This is a genomic window from Inhella gelatinilytica, assembly GCF_016093295.1.
Taxonomy (GTDB): Bacteria; Pseudomonadota; Gammaproteobacteria; order Burkholderiales; family Burkholderiaceae_C; genus Inhella; species Inhella gelatinilytica.
The window spans coordinates 838,641-857,350 of the sequence record NZ_JAEDAL010000001.1 but is presented as its reverse complement, the minus strand read 5'-3'; the positions used below and the strand labels follow the sequence as shown (position 1 = coordinate 857,350).

Sequence of the window (18,710 nt, the reverse complement as noted above, 5' to 3'; positions counted from 1 at the left end):
AGAAACAACTGACACGTTGTCTTCTAGGGTCATTTACTTCGGCGGCGGAAACCTTGGGGCCTTCTATGGAGGGCGGATCGAATTCAATGGAAATGCCAATTTCGACCTCGTTATAAATACGGTCGGACTTCCTGAACTGCTATCTGATTTCTCTCCTGGTGGATCCGCGTGGCAAGTGCTCCTGCATGAGATGGGACATGCGCTTGGCTTGGATCACCCCAATCTACCCGTGGATGAGAACAACACTGATTACACAGTGATGTCATATAACGCAGGCTTCAATGGCTATGCAACAACGTATGCACCCTACGATTTGCTTGCCCTCCAATGGATCTACGGCGGCGACGGTGTGGGCGGCACCCACGGCTACAACTCGACCAACGGGCCCTCGCTGCCGGCCGATGCCTGGCCGCCCGTCACCCACACCATTTCGGGCGGTCTGAGCGCTGCGGAATCCATCGGCTCTCTGACCTTCACCGTCACCCGTGAAGGCAACACCAACGTTGCTACGAGCGTTGCCTGGGCCCTCTCTGGCGCCGTCGATGGCGCGGACTTTGGGGGCAGCCTGCCGAGTGGCAGCGTCAGCTTTGCTGCCGGCGAAACCAGCAAGACCGTCACCCTGAGCCCATTTGATGACAGCGTCATCGAAGCCAATGAGGCCTTCACCGTCACCCTTGGGGCGGTCACTGGCAATGGCGCGCAGCTGGGGGCCACCACGAGCACCAGCTTCACCCTGATTGACGATGACACCCCGCCCGTCTTGGCGCTGCAAGCCGCGGCGACGGTGACCGAAGGCAACTTGGGCAGCACGGATCTGGTGTTCACCGTCACCCGCACCGGCTTGCTCTCCAAGGTCTCCACGGCAACCTGGGCCTTTGATGCAGGAACAACGGCGGCGAACGACTTCCTGGGCGGCGCCTTGCCCAGCGGCGGGCTGTTGACCTTCACCGCCGGTCAAACCACTGCCGAGATCCGGATCAGCGTCGCGGGCGACCTGACGCCCGAGCTGACCGAGACCTTCACCCTCACCCTGACGCCCGGCACCTTTGCGAGCATCGCCGGTGGCAGCGCCCAGGCTGTAGGCACACTCGCCAACGACGACATCAGCAACACCATCAGCGTGGCCGCCAATGCTGCCACCCTGCCCGAGGGACATTCAGGCACCGCGCAAACCGCGACCTTCACCATCACCCGCACCGGGGATGTGGCCCAAGCCGCGTCGGTCGATTGGACGCTGGGCGGGACCATTGACGTTTTGGACGTTGCCTTTGGGCCGGCCTGGACGGGCACCACCAGCTTTGCTGCCGGTGAAGCCAGCAAAACCATCAGCGTGCCGGTTCAGGGTGATTTGCGATATGAGGCAGACGAACTCATCAGTCTGACCCTCAGCAATGTTCAAGGTTTCACCGCGGCCCTGGGGGCCACGACTGTGGCCACGACCACGATCCAGAATGACGACAGCAAGGGCGTTGTCACCATCATGGTCGCGAGCGCCGCCCAGGTGAATGAGGGGGCCGCTGGAACCTCGCTGACGCACCGCTTCACCCTGAGCCGCACCGGTGACCTCACCGACCCGGCCACCCTGCCGTGGCAAGTCCAGGGCACGGTCAATCCCGCTGATTTCGGGACGGGCGGCTTCCTCACCCCGAACGGCTCGGTGACCTTTGCCGCCGGATCGGCCACTGCAACCCTGGAAATCCAGTCCACCGGCGACAACACGGCCGAATCCAACGAAACCCTAATCGTCCTGCTGGACGAAGGGGACCGGGTGACCCCGCATCCCACCCAAGGCACCGCCCAGGTGCTGCTGCTGAACGACGACATCTCCAACTGGTTCACCGTCCAGGCCGCTGCGGCTCAGGTTGCGGAAGGCAGCGACGGGGCCCCCAGCACGCTGCAGTTCACGATTTCCCGCACGGGTGACGCCAGCCTTGCGGCCACCGTGGACTGGGCTGTTGCGGGCTCGGTCAATGCCGCCGACTTCCAAGACGGTGTGGCCATTGCAGGCACCCTCAGCTTCGCCGCCGGCCAGACCTCCAAGACGGTCAGCTTGGCCCTGAACCCAGACGCCCGGTACGAGGCTGACGAAACCGCCACCCTGACCCTGAGCAACCCGCAGGGCGGCAATGCGGGGCTGAGCGGCACCGTCAATGCGACCATGACCGTCAGCAACGACGACGCCAAAGGCCTTGTGTCGGTTGCCCTCCAGACGCCGGAGGCCGTGGCGGAAGGCGCCGCTGGCAGCACCGTCACCCATCGCTTTGTGCTGACCCGCGGCGGTGACCTCAGCGACAGCGCCACGATGACCTGGAGCATTCAGGGCACGGTAGACGCAGCAGACTTTGCGGGCGGCACCCTGCCGAGCGGCACTGTGACCTTCGAGGCTGGTGCGGCCACGGCCACCGTCGAGGTTCAGTCCGCAGGCGACGCGGCCATTGAACCCAACGAATCCCTCAGTTTGGTTCTGGCCGAAGGGGACCGCGTGGGCCCGCACCCCTCCTTGGGCACGGCCACGGTGACGCTCCTGAGCGATGACACCAGCAACACCCTCAGCATTCAGGCCAATGAATTGCTGGTCAGTGAAGGCGATGCCTTTAGCGAGCGCACCATCCAATTCACCGTGACCCGCACTGGTGAGTTGACCGAGAGTGCAGCCGCGGACTGGGCCCTCTCCGGCACCGTGGACGCCTCCGATCTGGCCGCCGGCACCCCCATGTCAGGCACGGTCAACTTCACGGTCGGACAAGCCTCTCAAGTCATCAGCCTCGTGGTGCGTGGCGACACGCGCATTGAAGCCAACGAATCGGCCACCATCACCCTGAGCAATCCGCAAGGCCTCACCGTTGCTCTGGGGGCGGCCACCGCAGCCACGACCGTCATCACCAATGACGACGCCAAGGGGCTTGTGACGGTGGCCCTGGAAACCCCCGCCACCGTGGTCGAGGGCGCAGCCGGCGCCGTTACGCTCCACCGCTTTGTCCTGACCCGCAGCGGTGACTTGTCGGACGAGGCGACACAGCCCTGGTCCCTGATGGGGACGGCCGATGGCGCCGACTTTGACGCCGGCGACCTCCCCAGCGGCACGGTGACCTTTGCAGCGGGCTCGCCCACAGTCATCCTGGAAGTCCAGACCCACGACGATTCCCAGGCTGAGGCCGCCGAATCCTTCACCCTGGTGCTGGCCGAAGGCGATCGCGTCATCCCGCACGCCACACTGGCCACCGCAACGGTCACCGTTCAGGATGACGACATCACCAATTGGGTGGGCGTGAGCGCCGACACCGAGTTCCAGCCCGAGGGCGAGGCCGGATCGACGCAACTGGTGCAATTCACCCTCACCCGCTCTGGGGATCTGACGCAAGCCGCCAGCGTGCAATGGCATGTGTCGGGCGACGTGGACGCCGGTGACTGGGCGGAAGGGACCGCCTCTTCCGGCACCGTGACCTTTGCGGCGCATGAAGCCAGCCAGGTCATCACCCTGGTGCTGCATGGGGACTCGCGTTTCGAGGGCGATGAGGTGGCCACGCTGACCTTGAGCCAGCCCAGCGGCCTGGGTACAGCATTGGCCGAGACTGCGGCCGCCTCGACCCTGATCACCAACGACGACAGCAAGGGCTGGGTGTCGGTCGCGGTGCAATCCCCTGAGGCCATTGAAGAGGGGGTTGCCGGCTCGTTCCTCACGCACCGTTTCGTGCTGACCCGCTCGGGCGATCTGACGGATGGCGCCACACTGAGCTGGCGCCTGGCCGGCACCGTGGATGCCCAGGACTTTGGCGCGCAGCAGACCGAGTTGCCCAGCGGCAGTGTCAGCTTTGCGCCGGGTTCGGACACCGCCGTGGTGGAGGTGCAGACGGCGGGCGACCGCGTCATCGAGTCGAATGAAACGTTCACGCTGGTGTTGATCGAGGGGGATCGCGTGATGCCCCATCCGAGCACCGGCACGGCCAGCGTTCAACTCCTGAACGATGACCGCAAGAGTGAGGTGACCGTCAGCTTGATCACCCCGACCCAAGTGATCGAAGGGGCAGCGGGCACCATGACCACCCACCGCTTCCTGCTGACCCGGGTTGGCGAGACCACCGACAGCGCTTCTATGCCCTGGATCCTTCAAGGCACGGCCGATGGCTTTGACCTGGGCCTGGGCATCACCCAACTGCCCACGGGGACGGTGACCTTCGAGGCCGGCTCGGCCACGGCCGTGGTGGAAATCCAGACGCTGGGCGACAGCGCCATGGAAGGCGACGAGAGTCTGACCTTGGTCTTGAGCGCCGGCGACGCTGTCGTGCCGCATGCCAGCGGGGGCAGCGCCACCGTCACCCTCCAGAACGACGACCTCAAGGGCGTGGTTTCGGTGGCTGTAGTGACGCCGACCTCGGTGTCCGAGGGCAATGACGGGGATGTCAAATCCCATCGCTTCTTACTGACCCGCACCGGCGACCTGGCCCAAAGCGCGGACATCGCCTGGAGCCTCCAAGGAACGGTGGACGCCCAGGACTTTGGCGCCTCGGCTAAGGCCCTTCCTACGGGGACGGCCACCTTCGTGGCCGGCGCAGCAACGGTCGAAATCGAAATCGGCACCACGGGCGATGCGGTCCTGGAGAGCAACGAGGCCCTGGTCTTGACCCTGACCGAGTCCGACCACCTGGTGCCGAGCCTCACGCAAGGCACAGGCCAGGTCGTGCTGATCAATGACGACGTTCGCCCCGAAGTCAGCCTTCGCACGCTGACCCCGGCCCTGAACGAAGGTTCCGCGCCGAACGGCTCCACCCTGTTTCAGTTCGAGCTGCTGCGCGTGGGCGACCTGTCCGGTGTTGCGACGGTGTGGGTTCAAGTCCAGGGCAGCGGAAGCCAGCCGGCCGACAGCGCGGACTTTGTGGGCGGGCAGTTCCCCACATTGACCGTGACGCTGCCCGCGGGCCAGTCAAGCGCGGTGTTCAACATCCCCGTAATCCACGACAGCACGGTGGAAGGCCATGAGCAGTTCACGGTGAGCCTGAGCAACCCGCAGGGCATCGCCCTGTCTCCATCGCAAACCACGGCGGATGCCACCATCCTGACCGACGAAACCGCGCCCAAGGTGGCCTTCCAGACGGTGGCTTCGGCCCTGCTGACGCTGTCTGAAGGGCAGTTCGGCCTCAAGACCTACTCCTACACCCTGATCCGCACGGGCGACCTGAGCACCAACCTGGGTCAGGCCTTCTCGGTCGAGGTCAAGTTGTCGGGCACTGCGAATGCCAGCGATTTTTCTGCCGCTCAGCCCGCAAGCACGGTCATCAACTTTGCGGCCAACGAGACCAGCAAGGTCTTCACCTTGCAGGTGCAGGGCGATCTGGCAGTCGAGGCCGATGAGTCCATCCATCTGGAGTTGGTCAATCCCGTGGGTGCGACCCTGGACCTGAGTGGCCTCACAGCCCTGGACCTGATGCTGGCCAACGATGACCGGGCGGATCGGGTGGTGAACGGCACGGCCGCGCTGAACGAGAAGGCGATGCTCACGGGCCCGCGCTCGGAGTACCTCATCAACTTCGAGCCCGCGAGCGGTCTTGTGACGCTGATCGACACGATGGGCAACCGGGATGGACAAATCACGCTGTCCAACATCGAGGCCATCGAGTTCCAAGGGGGCCAACGCATCAAGGCGGCACCATCGGAAGCCGATCTGCAAATCCTGCGCCTGGGCCAAGCTTGCTTGGGAGCTCAGGGCTTGGATGTAGAGCAGTACCTGTTGTGCAAGACCTGGGTGGACAACAACGGCATGGCCAGCCTGGCGTCTTTCGCGGTGGACCTGCTGTTTGCCGGTCAAAGCCCGCAGCAAATGGCCCGCTCGGTGCTGGCCAACCTCAATCTGTCGGCCAGCACCCTGACCGGCTCTGATCCCGGTGCCAGCTATCAGGCCGTACTGGACTACCTGAGCATTTTGTTCACGGGGGACTCGATGGTGCGCGGTCAGAACCTCATCAATGTCACGGCCATCCTCGGGATGTTGGAAGGCATCGAGGTGTGGGGCGATGTGGCCGCCGATTTCAACGACCGCATCGGTGACGAGTGGCTGCAGGAGTTCGCAAACCTGGAAGTCTCCTTGACCGGTCTGACCGGCCCGTTGGTAGTGGTGCCGGCGATCTGATCGCTTGCGGGGGACGCCCCGTGACCATTGGCCGGCGGCAGGCGCTCAGCGAGACTGCGCGGTTTTGCTTTTCCAAGGCCGGTTTTTCCATGACGCTACGCCTCTCTCCCCTGGCCGCCGCCTTGGCGCTGGCCGCGCTCCCCGCCGCCCACGCCCTGGAGGGCATGTGGTTGCCCGAGCAACTGCCGCAGCTGCGCAAGGCCTTGCAGCCCGAGGGCTGGGCGGGGGCGAATTTGGCCGCGCTGGGCAACCGGGCCCAGGCGCCGGTGGCGGCCGTCGTCAGTTTGGGCGGTTGCTCCGCCTCCTTTGTGTCTCCGCAGGGGCTCGTGGTCACCAACCACCACTGCGCCTACGGCAGCATCCAGCACAACTCCACCCCGCAGCGCGACCTGCTGCGCAACGGCTTCCTGGCCGAACGCTTCGAGGACGAGCTGCCCGCCTCGCCCACGGCCCGCATCTACGTCAACGTGGAAGCGCGTGAGGTCACCGGCGAGGTGCTCACGCCCGCCACGCAAGCCTTGAGCGGCGCGGCGCGGCTGAAGGCCATCGAAGCGGCGCACAAGCACCTGGTCGCCGGCTGCGAGCAAGACGCCGGCCACCGCTGCCAAGTCGCTGTGAGCTACGGCGGCGCCCGCCATGAGCTGGTGAAGATGCTGGAGATCCGCGACGTGCGCCTGGTCCATGCCCCGGCCGACATGGTGGGGCGCTTCGGCGGTGACACCGACAACTGGATCTGGCCGCGCCACACGGGGGACTACAGCTTCTACCGCGCCTATGTGGGGCCGGACGGCAAGCCGGCGGACTTCAACCCCGCCAACAAGCCTTACCAACCCGCGCACCACTTGAAGCTGGCCCAGCAGCCGCTGAAAGAGGGCGACCCGGTGATGGTGGCCGGCTACCCGGGGCGCACCTCGCGCCTGCGCTTGCCCAGCGAAATGGCCTTCGCCTTCGATGTGCAACGCCCTCAGCAAATCGCCGCCTATGGCGCGCGGATTGACCTGTTGCAGCGCCTGACCCGCGGTCAACGCGAAGCTGAACTGCGCGTGGCGCCCACGGTGGCGGGCCTGTCCAACGCGCACAAGAACTGGGAAGGTCAGCAGGCGAGCTTTGAGCGCAGCGGCGACCTCGTCGCGCGAAAAACGGCCGAGTGGGCACCTGTGCGGGCCTGGGTAGAGGCGGACCCACAACGCCAAGCCCGCTGGAGTTCGGCCTTTTCGGCCATCGACGAGCTGCTTCAGATGCAGCACCTTCACGATCTCCAGTCGTTTTGGATGGAGCAAACCACACCTGCCGTCCTGAACCAGGCGCGTACCCTTTACCGCGCCGCCCAGCAACGCGCCTTGCCCGATGCGGAGCGCGAGCCCGGATTCCAGGCCCGCGACGCAGCACGCCATCAAGCCGCGCTGCGCACCTTTGAGCGCCGCTACGACGCAGCCACTGACTTGGCTGTGGCCCGCCAGTTCCTAGAGGGCGCCCTGGCCAATCCATCGGAGCTCCTACCCGCCCCCTTCATCGCGGCGCTCGGCTTGGAGCCTGGAACCAAAGGCCCCGCCATCCAGGCCCGCCTGCAGGCGCTGAACGAGAGCAGCGCGCTGGCGCGCGGCGGCAACCGCGAAGCCTGGCTCACCCGCCCGGCGGCGGACTTTGAAGCCAGCGACGACCCCTGGATTCGCGCCGCCGTGGCCCTGGCCCCGTTCGACGCCGAACGCCGCCGCAGCCAGCGCGAGCGCGCTGGCGCCATCGACCAGGCCCGCACCCAGGTCATGCAAGCGCGCCTGGCCCACGCCCAGGCCACCGGCCAGGCCCTGGCGCCGGACGCCAACGGCACGCTGCGCCTGAGTTTTGGTCAGGTCAAAGGCCGCCCCGGTGTCGACGGCAGCCGCTGGGAGGCCTTCACCACGCTGCGCGGCATCCTCGACAAGCACCAGGGCAAGGGGGATTTCGATGCCCCGGCGGCGCAGCGCGAAGCCATCCGCGCCGGCCGCTTCGACCGCTTTGCCGCGCCCGAACTCAGGTCGGTTCCCGTGAACTTCCTCGCCACCTTGGACACCACCGGGGGCAACTCCGGTTCCGCCGTGCTGAACGCCAAGGGCGAGCTGGTGGGCCTGCTGTTTGACGGCACGCTGGACGGCGTGATTGCCGAGTGGTCGTTCGACCCCACGCGCGTGCGCAGCATCTGCGTGGATGCCCGCTACATGCTGTGGCAGATGACGGTGGTGGACAAGGCGCAGCGCCTGCTGCGCGAAATGGGCGTTTAAGCGCCCATTTCCACGGCCTGCGCGGCGCCGAGCCAAAACGCTAGGCCGGTGCTCTGCACGCGCACAGGGCCCGGGGGCAGCGCCACCACGGCGCTGCGCGCGGGCAGCTCCAGCCTCTGGCCGTCGGCGGTGCTGAGGCGGGCAGCGTCCCAGGCCACCAGGGCACGCCACGGCCAGTCGGCCGCCCAGGGCTGGTCATCGGCCTGCAGCAAACAGCCTGCCACGCCGCGCAACATCAGGTTCAGGTCGCGCGTAGGGCCGGCCAGCAACCGGCAGTCTGGGCCTTCAGCCCCATCGAACACGCAAGGCGCCTGACCCACCTGTTGCGGCCGCCAGGGCCCGTCCGCCCAGCGCAGCGCCACGCCGCCCCCGGACAACACCGCGAAGTGGCGCTGCACGCCAGGGAAGGGTGAGAACGGCCCATCGCGGTCGATGTCGGCCACGCTCAGGCGCACGCGCCAGTCCGGCCCGGCAGGCCAGGCCAGCACTTCACGCGTGGCGCCGCCGCCGTTGCGCCAGGCTTGGGCGGGGAGGGAGTCGATGTCAAGGCACTGCATGGCACGAGCCTAACGCAGCCCGTCCGCCGCGGACCGCATGAGCGTGCGTTACCCGTGGCGCTTGAAACAGCATGCCCCACGCGCGCTGACCCTGACCACAATCCCACGATGGCCGCCTCCCGACTCCCTTCGCTGCACCCGTTCCGCTGGAGGCACTGCGCGGTGCTGCTCCTGATCGGGCTCTCTGGCTGCGTGCACGCACCCAAGCCCTGGACCGCCGACGAAACCCGTGCCTTGATGGCGAGCGGTCAATCGGCAGACCACATCGCGCCCCTGCGCGAGCGGCCCCTGCATCAAATGGACCCCACCGAGCTGGACCGCTACCTCGGTTACCTGCACGCTTGGCAGCCTCAGCTTCGCGACCGCATCGCCCACCTGGCGCGCAAGGCCATCGGTCAACCCTACGAGCTGTACCTGCTGGGCGAGTTTCCCTACGAGCTGCACGACCGTCAGCCGCTGTTCAACCTGGGGCAGAGCGACTGTGTGGTCTTCGCGGAGCACATCTACGCCATGGCGCTGAGCCAGTCGTGGGCCGAGTTTTTCTGGATGCTGCAGCGCCTTCGCTATCGCGATGGCGTCATTGGCGTCACCACCCGCAACCATTACACCGAGGCCGACTGGAACCCGAGCAACGCGTGGTTAGTGCACGACGTGACGCTGGAGCTGGGCGGAGCCGCCGTACGCCGCTACGAGCAAACCATCAACCGCGCCCGCTTCTTCCAGGACCGCTACCGCTTGGCCCACGCGGCCCCCGTTCAGCGCTGGGTGGACCACTACCTGCCCCTGGAGGCACTGCCCGCCGCCCTGGACCACCTGAAGACTGGTGACTTTGTCAACGTCATCACCGGGCGCGGCGACGCGGCCTGGGCCTCCCACGTGGGCCTGGTGATTCGGGATGGGGAAGACCCACCGCGCCTGATTCACTCCGCTGCACCCCAGGTGCGGGAAGAGAGCTTTGAGTCATTCATTCACACCCGCCAGTCCCGCGAAACGCCCTCTGACCCGCAGCGCCCGCGCCTCTTGGGGTTCAAGTTCCTGCGGCTGAACGAGCAGCCCATGCCGCCGCCCATGGCCCCCCAGCCTCGGCCCCCAGCGCCCTTGCGATTGCCCCCACCTGAGGCGCGACTCGCGCCCAGCGACAACCGCTAAGCACCCGCGGGCTTGCGGCGCGTCCGACAATCGCGCCCATGCTTCTGACCCTCCACAGCGCCGGCACCGGCTTCGAGTCGGCCTGCCACATCCCCGCCCTGCCCGAAGGCCACCGCGCCCGCGGTTTGCATGGGCACAGCTACTTCGCCCAGGCTCGCTGTGCCTTGCCCTCCGGCTGGGCGCCGTTTGCGGGGGGCGAAGTCAGCCGCCTGCGGGAGCGCCTGGAGCACGCGGCGGCACCGCTGGACCACGCACTGCTGAACGACCACCTGCCCAACCCCACGGACGAGAACCTGGCCCGCTGGCTGCAAAAGCGCCTGGCCGGTGGGGATGGTCAGCCGCCGCTGCCCGGGCTGCAGCAGCTCTCGGTCTACAGCACGGCCCACAGCGGCGTGGACTTGGACGGGCGCGGCCACGCCCATGTGTGGCGGCGCTATCGCTTTCAGAGCGCGCACTGGCTACCCCACGTGCCCGCCGGCCACAAGTGCGGGCGCCTGCACGGGCACGGCTTCGAGGTCATCCTGCACGCCAACCAGGACTTGGGGGAGCGCGACTACGCACTCGATTACGACCAGCTCGATGCGCTCTGGGCGCCGCTGCACTTCGAGCTCAACTACCGCTGCCTGAACGAACTGCCGGGGCTGGAGAACCCCACGAGCGAGATGCTCTCGCGCTGGATCTGGCAGCGCCTCAAACCCGAATTGCCCGAACTGAGCTGGGTCACCGTCTACGAGACGGGCTCCAGCGGCGCCAACTACGACGGCGCCCGCTTTCGCATCTGGAAAGAGTTCAAGCTCGACTCCGCCGTGCAGCTCAAGCGCGCCCCGCAGGACCACCCGCTCGCTGGCGTGCACGGCCACACCTTCACGCTGCGCCTGCACCTGCAGGCCGAACTGCACCAGCTTCTGGGCTGGGCGGTGGACTTTGGCGACGTCAAAGACCGCTTCAACCCCGTCTTCAAACGCCTGGACCACCACCCGCTGCACCTGGACCCGGCGCTGTCAGACGGCGACTGCGCCACGCTGGCCGCCCACCTCCTGCGCGAAGCCCGCGCCGTGCTGCCCGAGACCGACCGCGTGGACCTCTTTGAAACCCGCGGCTGCGGGGCCCTCGTCACCCTGGGCGACACGCAGGAGTTGATTCCGGTATGACCTACGCCGTCAAAGAATGCTTCTACACGCTGCAGGGCGAAGGGGCGCAAGCCGGCCGCGCGGCCGTCTTTCTGCGCTTTGCCGGCTGCAACCTCTGGAGCGGTCGTGAACAAGACCGCGCCCAGGCGGTCTGCAACTTTTGCGACACCGATTTCGTCGGGACCGACGGCGAAGGCGGCGGCAAGTTTGCGACGGCTGAGCTGCTCGCCGCGCATGTGGCGGCGCGCTGGCCCGATCTCCAACAGGGCCGTCCCTACGTCGTCTGCACGGGCGGCGAGCCGCTGCTGCAACTGGACGAACCCGCCATTCAAGCCCTGCACGCACAGGGCTTTGAGGTCGCGGTCGAAACCAACGGCACGCAGCCCGCACCCGCCGGGCTGGACTGGATCTGCGTCAGCCCCAAGGCCGATGCCGAGGTCGTGCTGACCCAGGGCCACGAGCTCAAGCTCGTCTACCCCCAGCCCCTGGCGCCCCCCGAGCGCTTTGCGAGCCTCGCCTTCGAGCACTTTTTCCTGCAGCCGATGGATGGCGTGTTCAAGACCCAAAACACCCGCGCCGCCATCGACTACTGCCTGCAGCACCCGCAGTGGCGGCTGAGCTTGCAGCAGCACAAGGTGCTCGGGATTCCCTGAGCGAGCTGGGCTACCGCCGGTAGCCCAGCTCCCGTTGGCTGCGGACCGCCAGCACCACCGCCACGTCCACTTCCGGCAGATACCGGTAGCGCGCCACATAGCCATTAGCCCCTCGGCCGATCACCAACTCGCGCTGCCCGTCTTGGACCGGACGGCCAATTTCGGGGCTGTGCGTCAGGATCCGCAAGCCCTCCAGAATGAACGCAACGCGCGGCTCGGCAGCGGTCGGGTCATACCCCGCCACGTGATCAAAGATGCGATCGAGGTCTTCGAGTATTTCGGGGGCCAGTTCGACCCGGGTTGCCCTGGTCATGCAAGCGCATCAGCCCTTGGTTTGAGCGCGGACCCGCTGCGCCAGATGCGCCTCGGCATCCGCCAAACTCAGCGAGGGCCCGCCCGCCACCAACGTGGCCCAACGCTGTTGCGCAACGTGGTGGAACGCAGCCTCCTGCTCGCAGCGCTCCACTTGCTGAGCCACCGCCTCCAGGATGAAGGCGTGCGCGGTTCGGCCGGTGCGCGCTGCGGCCGCGGTCAATCGCTGTTTGAAATCGTCGTCGAGACGAATCGTGGTGGTGGACATGGAGTCTCCTTGCGAAATCCCAATGTAGCGCTTTTGTGCTACATCCGCCTGCCGCAAATCACCCCTCGCGGTCAGAAGGTCCAATCCTTCGTCAGGTACCCCGTGAGGTTGATGTCGGCGGTTTGCGGTGTCGTCACGCCCAGCACGCTGGCCTCCAGGCGGAACTTGCCGGCTTCGCTGGGGCGCGGGGTCCAGGTGAAGGCGGTGGCATTGGCCAGGTAGGTCGTGCGCACGGGCGTGCCGGTGGGCAGGGTGAGGCGGTAGCGGCCCGTGGTGGCATCCGCCGCGCCGTAGCCGGCCTCGACGTTGGGGCCGCCGTTGAAGGTCAGCAGGGCGCGCACGGCGCCGCCGGTGTTGGCCACGCTGCCGCCCTTGCTGACGGTGCCCGAGACCTCGGCGCTCGCGCTGGTGGGGGGCACCAGGCGCAGGGTGTCGCTGCCCACGGTGGTGACGCTGGTGGCGGCCACGGGCACGCCCGTCATCACGGCCGTGGCGCGGCCGGTGGCGCTGAGGACCAGGTCGTACTCCCCCGCGGGCACGGGGTAGAGCACGAACTTGCCGGTGGCATCGGTGGGCGTGGTGCGCACCGGCTTGCCGGCCTGCTGGACCGACACCGTGGCCGCGCCATTGGCCAGGGCGGCATCCAAATAACCCACGACGCGCTGGCCGGTCTCACTCAGCAGCGGCAGCGCCTGCAGCACCGGCTTGAGCTGGTAGCGGCCCGAGTGGCCCGCCTGGACGATGGACTTGCAGGCGTCAAAGTCGATCGCCCAGTCCACGCGCTGCGTGGCGGTGACCGTGATGCCGGCGTTGATCTTGAGGCCGGACTGCAGCCCGCTCGGGGTCTCCAGCGCCACATCGGCCGTGGCACCGCTGGGCCGCACGGCATTGGCCATGGGATTGGCGCCGGTGCTCTCAGCCAGCACCAGGCGCAGCTGCTGGTAGCTGCCTGCGGGCAGCGTGGCTTGGCCCAGCGCCGCGAGCGTGCCGTTGGTCAGCGTCAGCAAGTCCACGCGCACCGGTGCCGGCGGGGTGATGTCCACCCACCCGGTGTCGGCATCACCCGCCGTGCTGCTGGTGTGCACCCGCACCTTCTCCACCGTCACAAAGACCTTGTCCATGCCACAGGCCGGCGCGTCGGCCAACCACAGGTTCAAGGTACCCAGGCCCAGCACGGGAGGGCCGCTGTCGCCCCCACCGCCGCCGCAGGCAGCCAAGGCAAGTGCGGACAGCAGGGCAAAGCGGGTGCGCATGGAAATCTCCTTCAGCGGGGGCTGAAGTCAGTTTAGGCAGCCCACCCAGAAGCCGCGTAAGCAATTGAAAAAAAGAGGCCCCGAAGGGCCCCAAGAAGCGCATTCAAAGGTACGGATCAGGGCTGCTTCGCCAGCGCGTCCTTCAAGCCCGGAACGTGCTCGGCACCCTGCATCACTTTGGCGGTAGACGCGCGCTGGGTGGCGCCCAAGGGCTCCACTCGGCCACCCAGGCATTGGCCCAGGAAGCTTTCAGCCACGGCGTTGAAGCCAATGCGGTTTTCCGGCTTGCGGAAGCCATGCCCCTCATCGGGGTAGAGCACATAGGTCACCGGGATGTTCTTGGCTTTCATGGCGTCGACGATCTGGTCGCTCTCGGCCTGCTTGACCCGCGGGTCGTTGGCGCCTTGGCCGATGAGCAGCGGGCGCACGATCTGGTCGGCCTTGTACAGCGGCGATGCGGCGCGCAGGATGGCCTTGCCCTCGTCCGTCGTCGGGTCGCCCATGCGGCTGTACATCTGCTTCTTGCCGGCCTCCCAGTACGGGGGAATGGTGCCCAGCAGGGTCTCCAAGTTGGAGGGGCCCACGATGTCCACCGCGCAGGCGAAGGTGGTGGGCGTGAAGGTCACGCCAGCCAGCGCGGCGTAGCCCCCGTAGCTGCCGCCCATGATGGCGACCTTGTCCTGGGTGGTCACCCCTTGCTTGACGGCCCACTCGACGGCGTCGAGCAAGTCGTTGTGCATGGCCAGGCCCCACTGCTTGTTGCCGGCATTGAGGAACTTCTTGCCAAAGCCCGTGGACGCGCGGAAGTTCACCGACAGCACGGCGTAGCCGCGGTTGGCCAACCACTGGTGATAGCTGTGGAAGCCATGCGTGTCCCGCGCCCACGGCCCGCCGTGCACAAAGAGCACCAGCGGCACGGCACGGTCGGCCTTGCCGTCGCCGTTGGCGTCGGCGGCCTGCGGCAGGCTGAGGTAGCTGGGCAGGGTCAGGCCATCGCGGGCCTTGATCTCGACCGGGTGCATGGGCACCAGGGGCGCGCCCTGCAGGGCCGGGCGGGCGGTGTACATCTCGGTCAGGCGCTTGGCCGTGCGGTCGTACAGGTAGGCCGTGGCCGGCTTGACCACCGGGTCCACCACCAACACCCATTTGTCGTCGGCCTGGGTGCGGCTGTTGACGTGGATTTCGCTTGGCCCGAATTGCTGGCGCAGCCAATCAAAGTCGGCCTTGAGCTTCTTGTCCAAGAAGTGCCATTCGGTGGTCAGGTAGTTGACGGCGTAGGCCTGGACCTTGCCCGTCTGCGGGTGGCGCAAGGTGGCCCCCAAATCGGCCCTTGCGTCTTCGGCCAGCAGCGTGCGCTGGCCCGTGGTGGTGTCTTCGGCAAACACCGCAGCGGTGTCGCGGTTGCGCGTGTCCAGCCAATAGAGCGTGCGGCCGTCGGCGCTAAAGCCCAGCGATCGGGTGGTGGTGTCTTCCAAGCCGGTGGTGAGCAGGGGCTTCTCGGCCACCACCCCGTTGTGGATGGCGTGGTAGTCGGTGCCGCCAGCCGCGTTGGGTTTGAACGCCAGGCGCAAGCGCAGGTCTTCGTCGGCTTCGAACTCCCCGATGCCGTCGCCCTTCATCACCAGCTTGAGCGCGCCGGTGCGCAGGTTCAGGCGGTGCACATCGTGCCAACGCGGGTCGCGGTTGTTGATGCCCACCAGCACCTCGTCGGGGTGCTTCATGGAGGTTGCGATCAGCTGCACCGCCACCTTGTCGAAGGGCGTGTAGTCGCGGGGCGCGCCCCCTTGGACGTTCACGCCGTAGAAGTGGTAGTTCTCGTCCCCGCCGTTGTCCTTGACGAACAGGATCTGCTCGCTGTTGCTGGCCCACGAGTAGAGCGGAATCGGGCGGTCCTTGGCGTCGGTGACGGGGCGGGCGGCCTCGGGCTTGTCCACGGGCGCCACCCACACATTCATCACGCCGTTGACGGGCGCCATCCAGGACAGCCATTTCCCGTTGGGACTGATCTGACCGGACACCTTGACCGGGTTGCCAAACAAGGCCTCGCGGGCAATCAGCGGAGTTTCAGCCGGCGCCGACACCGCAGCGTTGGCCGCGGCCGCCGTGGCAGTCCAAGCGAGGGTGAGTGCGGCGCCAACAACAAAAAGTGAACGGGTCATGACGGTCCCAGCGGTTGAAAAGCTGCGCAGCGTAGGCGCCTCCGTGCGCAGTCGCGTGCCCGTTTTGACAAGCCGTCGTTTTCTCTGGTTGAACTGCAGCCTCGTTCGACAGTCCGGCCGCCCGGCGTCGAGCGCCGATCAAAAAAAGAGGCCCCGAAGGGCCCCAAGAAGCGCATTCAAAAACGGACCGGTCAGGGCTTCTTGGCCACCGCGTCCTTCAGGCCCGGCACGTGCTCGGCACCGTGCACCACTTGCACGGTGGAGGCCCGCTGCGTCTCGCCCAGGGGTTCGACACGGCCACCCAGGCATTGGCCCAAGAAGGCTTCGGCCATGGCGTTGAAGCCAATGCGGTTGTTGGGCTTGGCGAAGCCGTGGCCTTCATCCGGGTACAGCGCATAGGTCACCGGGATGTTCTTGGCCTGCATGGCCGTCACGATCTGGTCGCTCTCGGCCTGCTTGACCCGCGGGTCGTTGGCACCTTGGCCAATGAGCAGCGGGCGCACGATCTGGTCGGCCTTGTACAGCGGCGAGGCGGCGCGCAGGATGGCCTTGCCCTCGTCCGTCGTCGGGTCGCCCATACGGCTGTACATCTGCTTCTTGCCGGCCTCCCAGTACGGGGGAATGGTGCCCAGCAGGGTCTCCAAGTTGGAGGGGCCCACGATGTCCACCGCGCAGGCGAAGGTGGTGGGCGTGAAGGTCACACCGGCCAGCGCGGCGTAGCCCCCGTAGCTGCCGCCCATGATGGCGACCTTGTCCTTGGTGGTGACGCCTTGCTTGACGGCCCACTCGACGGCGTCGAGCAAGTCGTTGTGCATGGCCAGACCCCACTGCTTGTTGCCAGCATTGAGGAACTTCTTGCCAAAGCCCGTGGAGGCGCGGAAGTTCACCGACAGCACGGCGTAGCCGCGGTTGGCCAGCCACTGGTGCTGCGAGTTGTAACCGTAGCCGTCGCGGGCCCAGGGTCCGCCGTGCACCAGCAGCACCAGGGGCGCGGCCTTCTCAGGCTTGCCGTCGCCGTTGGCATCGGCGGCCTTGGGCAGGGTCAAGTAGCTGGGCAGGGTCAGGCCGTCGCGGGCCTTGATCTCGACCGGGTGCATGGGCACCAAGGGCGCGCCTTCCAGGGCCGGGCGAGCGGTGTAGAGCGCGCGCAGCTTTTTGGCCTTGCGGTCATACAGGTAGGTGGCGGCGACCTTGGAGACGGGGTCGATGCCCACGATCCACTTGTCGTCATCGCGCGTGCGGCTGGCGACATAGATCTCGCCCTTGCCCAGTTGCTTCTGCAGCCAATCGAAGTCAGCCTTGAGCTTCTTGTCCAAGAAGTGCCATTCGTTGGTCAGGTAGTCCACCGAGTAGGCTTGCACCACACCAGTGGCCGGGTCGCGCAGCGTGCTGCCCAGGTCGGCGCGGGCATCTTCGGCCAGCAGGGTGCGCTTGCCGGTGGCCACGTCCTCGGCGTAGACCGCCGTGGTGTCACGGTCGCGCGCATCCATCCAGTACAGGGTCTTGCCATCCAGCGTGTAGCCCAGCGGCGAGGTTGAGCTGTCTTCCAGATTGGTGGAGAGGAAGGGCTTGTCCTCGGCCTTACCCTCCTTGACCTGGAAGAAGTCCATGCCGCCGGCTGCATTCGGGCGCATGGCCATGCGCACCGCCAGGGAGTCATCGGGCATGAGGCCGGCATAGCCCGTGCCTTCCATCACCAGCTTGAGCTCACCGGTCTTGAGGTTCAGCAGGTGGGCGTCGTGCCAGCGCGGGTCGCGGTTGTTGATGCCCACCAGCACCTCGTCCGGACGGGCGCGCGAGCCACCCATCATGCGCACGCGCACTTTTTCAAACGGCGTGTAGTCGCGCTGCTGGCCCGTCTTCACGTCCACACCGTAGAGGCGGAAGTTCTCGTCGCCCGCGTTGTCTTTGACGAACAGGATTTGCTCGCTGTTGCCCGACCAGAAGGCGCCGGGAATGGGGCGGTCCTTGGAGTCCGTCACGGCCTTGGCGGCCTCGGGCTTGTCCACCGGCGCAACCCAGACGTTCATCACGCCGTTCACCGGCGCCAGCCACGACAGCCACTGGCCGTTGGGGCTGAGTTGGGCGCCCGCCTTGACCGGGTTGCCAAACAGGGCGGCGCGCGGAATCAGCGGCGTCTCGCCGTCATGACCCATGGCCTTGCCATGGTTGTGGGCCAGGGCCGTGAGCGGCAGGGTGGCGGCCAGCGCCAACACCAGCGCCACGGGTCGCGGAGAACGAAGCAAACGAACGGCGTGCATGAACGCTCCAAATTTTGAAAAAGAGGCAGCATAGGCACGCCCAGCCCGGAGACCGTTGGTCATACCGCCGGTTCAGCCCCCGCATCTGAGGGGGCGGCTTTCAGGACCCCGCCCTGCGAATCCAAAACGGTGACCGCCACTGGAATGGCCCCCGCCACACTGGCGGTGACGGTGCAGTACGCCTCAAAGCTGCTGAGTACGCGCTCCAAGTGAGAGAAGGCTTCGGCGGGTTGGCCCAGCCGCAACTGCACCTCCAGGCCCACAACGCGCAAACGGTTTTGCGCATTGCGCCCCGTGTGAACGCTCACCGTGGTCTCTATGGGGTGCGGTTCTTGTTTGAACTTGCGAAGGGCGAACAACAACGAGGCGGACAGGCAATTTCCCACCGCAGCGCCCAACAAGTCCAAGGGCGTCGGGCCAGCACCCGCGCCCAAGGGCGGGGGTTCGTCCACCTGGAGGTGGGGCCCGACGCCAAAGTCCACGTCGAATTGGTAGTCGTGCTGCTGGGTCAAACGAACAAGGGGAGAACGGGTCGACATGCGGCGCTCCGGGTGGTGCAGGAAGGCCTGGATCTTCGCGAAGGGCG

General features: G+C 66.8%; 12 protein-coding genes. 5 read left to right on the top strand and 7 right to left on the bottom strand.

Annotation, left to right across the window (positions count from 1 at the left end):
* Positions 1 to 259 precede the first annotated feature (259 nt).
* Positions 260 to 6,124 carry a Calx-beta domain-containing protein gene (locus I7X43_RS03985; protein ID WP_216860042.1) on the top strand — a complete coding sequence of 1,955 codons (5,865 nt, stop codon included), beginning with the start codon at positions 260 to 262 and terminating at the stop codon, positions 6,122 to 6,124.
* Between the two features lie 89 nt (positions 6,125 to 6,213).
* Complete coding sequence (locus tag I7X43_RS03980; protein WP_198099587.1) at positions 6,214 to 8,382, top strand: S46 family peptidase; 2,169 nt, start codon at positions 6,214 to 6,216, stop codon at positions 8,380 to 8,382.
* Here the strand turns inward: I7X43_RS03980 and I7X43_RS03975 are convergent.
* Positions 8,379 to 8,939 carry a HutD/Ves family protein gene (locus I7X43_RS03975; RefSeq protein WP_198099586.1) on the bottom strand — a complete coding sequence of 187 codons (561 nt, stop codon included), beginning with the start codon at positions 8,937 to 8,939 and terminating at the stop codon, positions 8,379 to 8,381. The two genes, I7X43_RS03980 and I7X43_RS03975, sit on opposite strands and share 4 nt — an antisense overlap.
* A gap of 108 nt (positions 8,940 to 9,047) precedes the next feature.
* Between I7X43_RS03975 and I7X43_RS03970 the strand changes: the two genes are divergently transcribed.
* Genes I7X43_RS03970 through queE form a run of 3 tightly spaced genes read left to right on the top strand, consistent with a single transcriptional unit; the run spans position 9,048 to position 11,871 of the window.
* On the top strand, positions 9,048 to 10,088 hold the full coding sequence (locus I7X43_RS03970) for an N-acetylmuramoyl-L-alanine amidase-like domain-containing protein (RefSeq protein WP_198099585.1): 1,041 nt from the start codon (positions 9,048 to 9,050) through the stop codon (positions 10,086 to 10,088).
* A 38-nt stretch (positions 10,089 to 10,126) separates the two neighbouring features.
* On the top strand, positions 10,127 to 11,239 hold the full coding sequence (locus tag I7X43_RS03965) for a 6-carboxytetrahydropterin synthase (protein WP_198099584.1): 1,113 nt from the start codon (positions 10,127 to 10,129) through the stop codon (positions 11,237 to 11,239).
* A complete protein-coding gene (queE, locus tag I7X43_RS03960; RefSeq protein ID WP_198099583.1) occupies positions 11,236 to 11,871 on the top strand; it encodes a 7-carboxy-7-deazaguanine synthase in 636 nt (211 codons plus the stop codon). Before I7X43_RS03965 ends, queE begins: the two co-directional genes overlap by 4 nt.
* Before the next feature lie 10 nt (positions 11,872 to 11,881).
* Here queE and I7X43_RS03955 read toward each other — a convergent pair whose 3' ends face one another.
* From I7X43_RS03955 to I7X43_RS03930, 6 genes are all read right to left on the bottom strand, one after another.
* Positions 11,882 to 12,184, bottom strand: coding sequence for a type II toxin-antitoxin system RelE/ParE family toxin (locus I7X43_RS03955; protein WP_198099582.1), 303 nt, complete (start codon positions 12,182 to 12,184; stop codon positions 11,882 to 11,884).
* A gap of 9 nt (positions 12,185 to 12,193) precedes the next feature.
* Complete coding sequence (locus I7X43_RS03950) at positions 12,194 to 12,451, bottom strand: ribbon-helix-helix protein, CopG family (protein ID WP_198099581.1); 258 nt, start codon at positions 12,449 to 12,451, stop codon at positions 12,194 to 12,196.
* Positions 12,452 to 12,522: 71 nt separating this feature from the next.
* A complete protein-coding gene (locus I7X43_RS03945; protein WP_198099580.1) occupies positions 12,523 to 13,704 on the bottom strand; it encodes a DUF4382 domain-containing protein in 1,182 nt (393 codons plus the stop codon).
* A gap of 116 nt (positions 13,705 to 13,820) precedes the next feature.
* A complete protein-coding gene (locus I7X43_RS03940; RefSeq protein ID WP_198099579.1) occupies positions 13,821 to 15,863 on the bottom strand; it encodes a S9 family peptidase in 2,043 nt (680 codons plus the stop codon).
* 191 nt (positions 15,864 to 16,054) lie between these two features.
* Positions 16,055 to 18,124 carry a S9 family peptidase gene (locus tag I7X43_RS03935; protein ID WP_198099578.1) on the bottom strand — a complete coding sequence of 690 codons (2,070 nt, stop codon included), beginning with the start codon at positions 18,122 to 18,124 and terminating at the stop codon, positions 16,055 to 16,057.
* A 59-nt stretch (positions 18,125 to 18,183) separates the two neighbouring features.
* A complete protein-coding gene (locus tag I7X43_RS03930) occupies positions 18,184 to 18,663 on the bottom strand; it encodes an OsmC family protein (protein WP_198099577.1) in 480 nt (159 codons plus the stop codon).
* Positions 18,664 to 18,710: the final 47 nt, after the last annotated feature.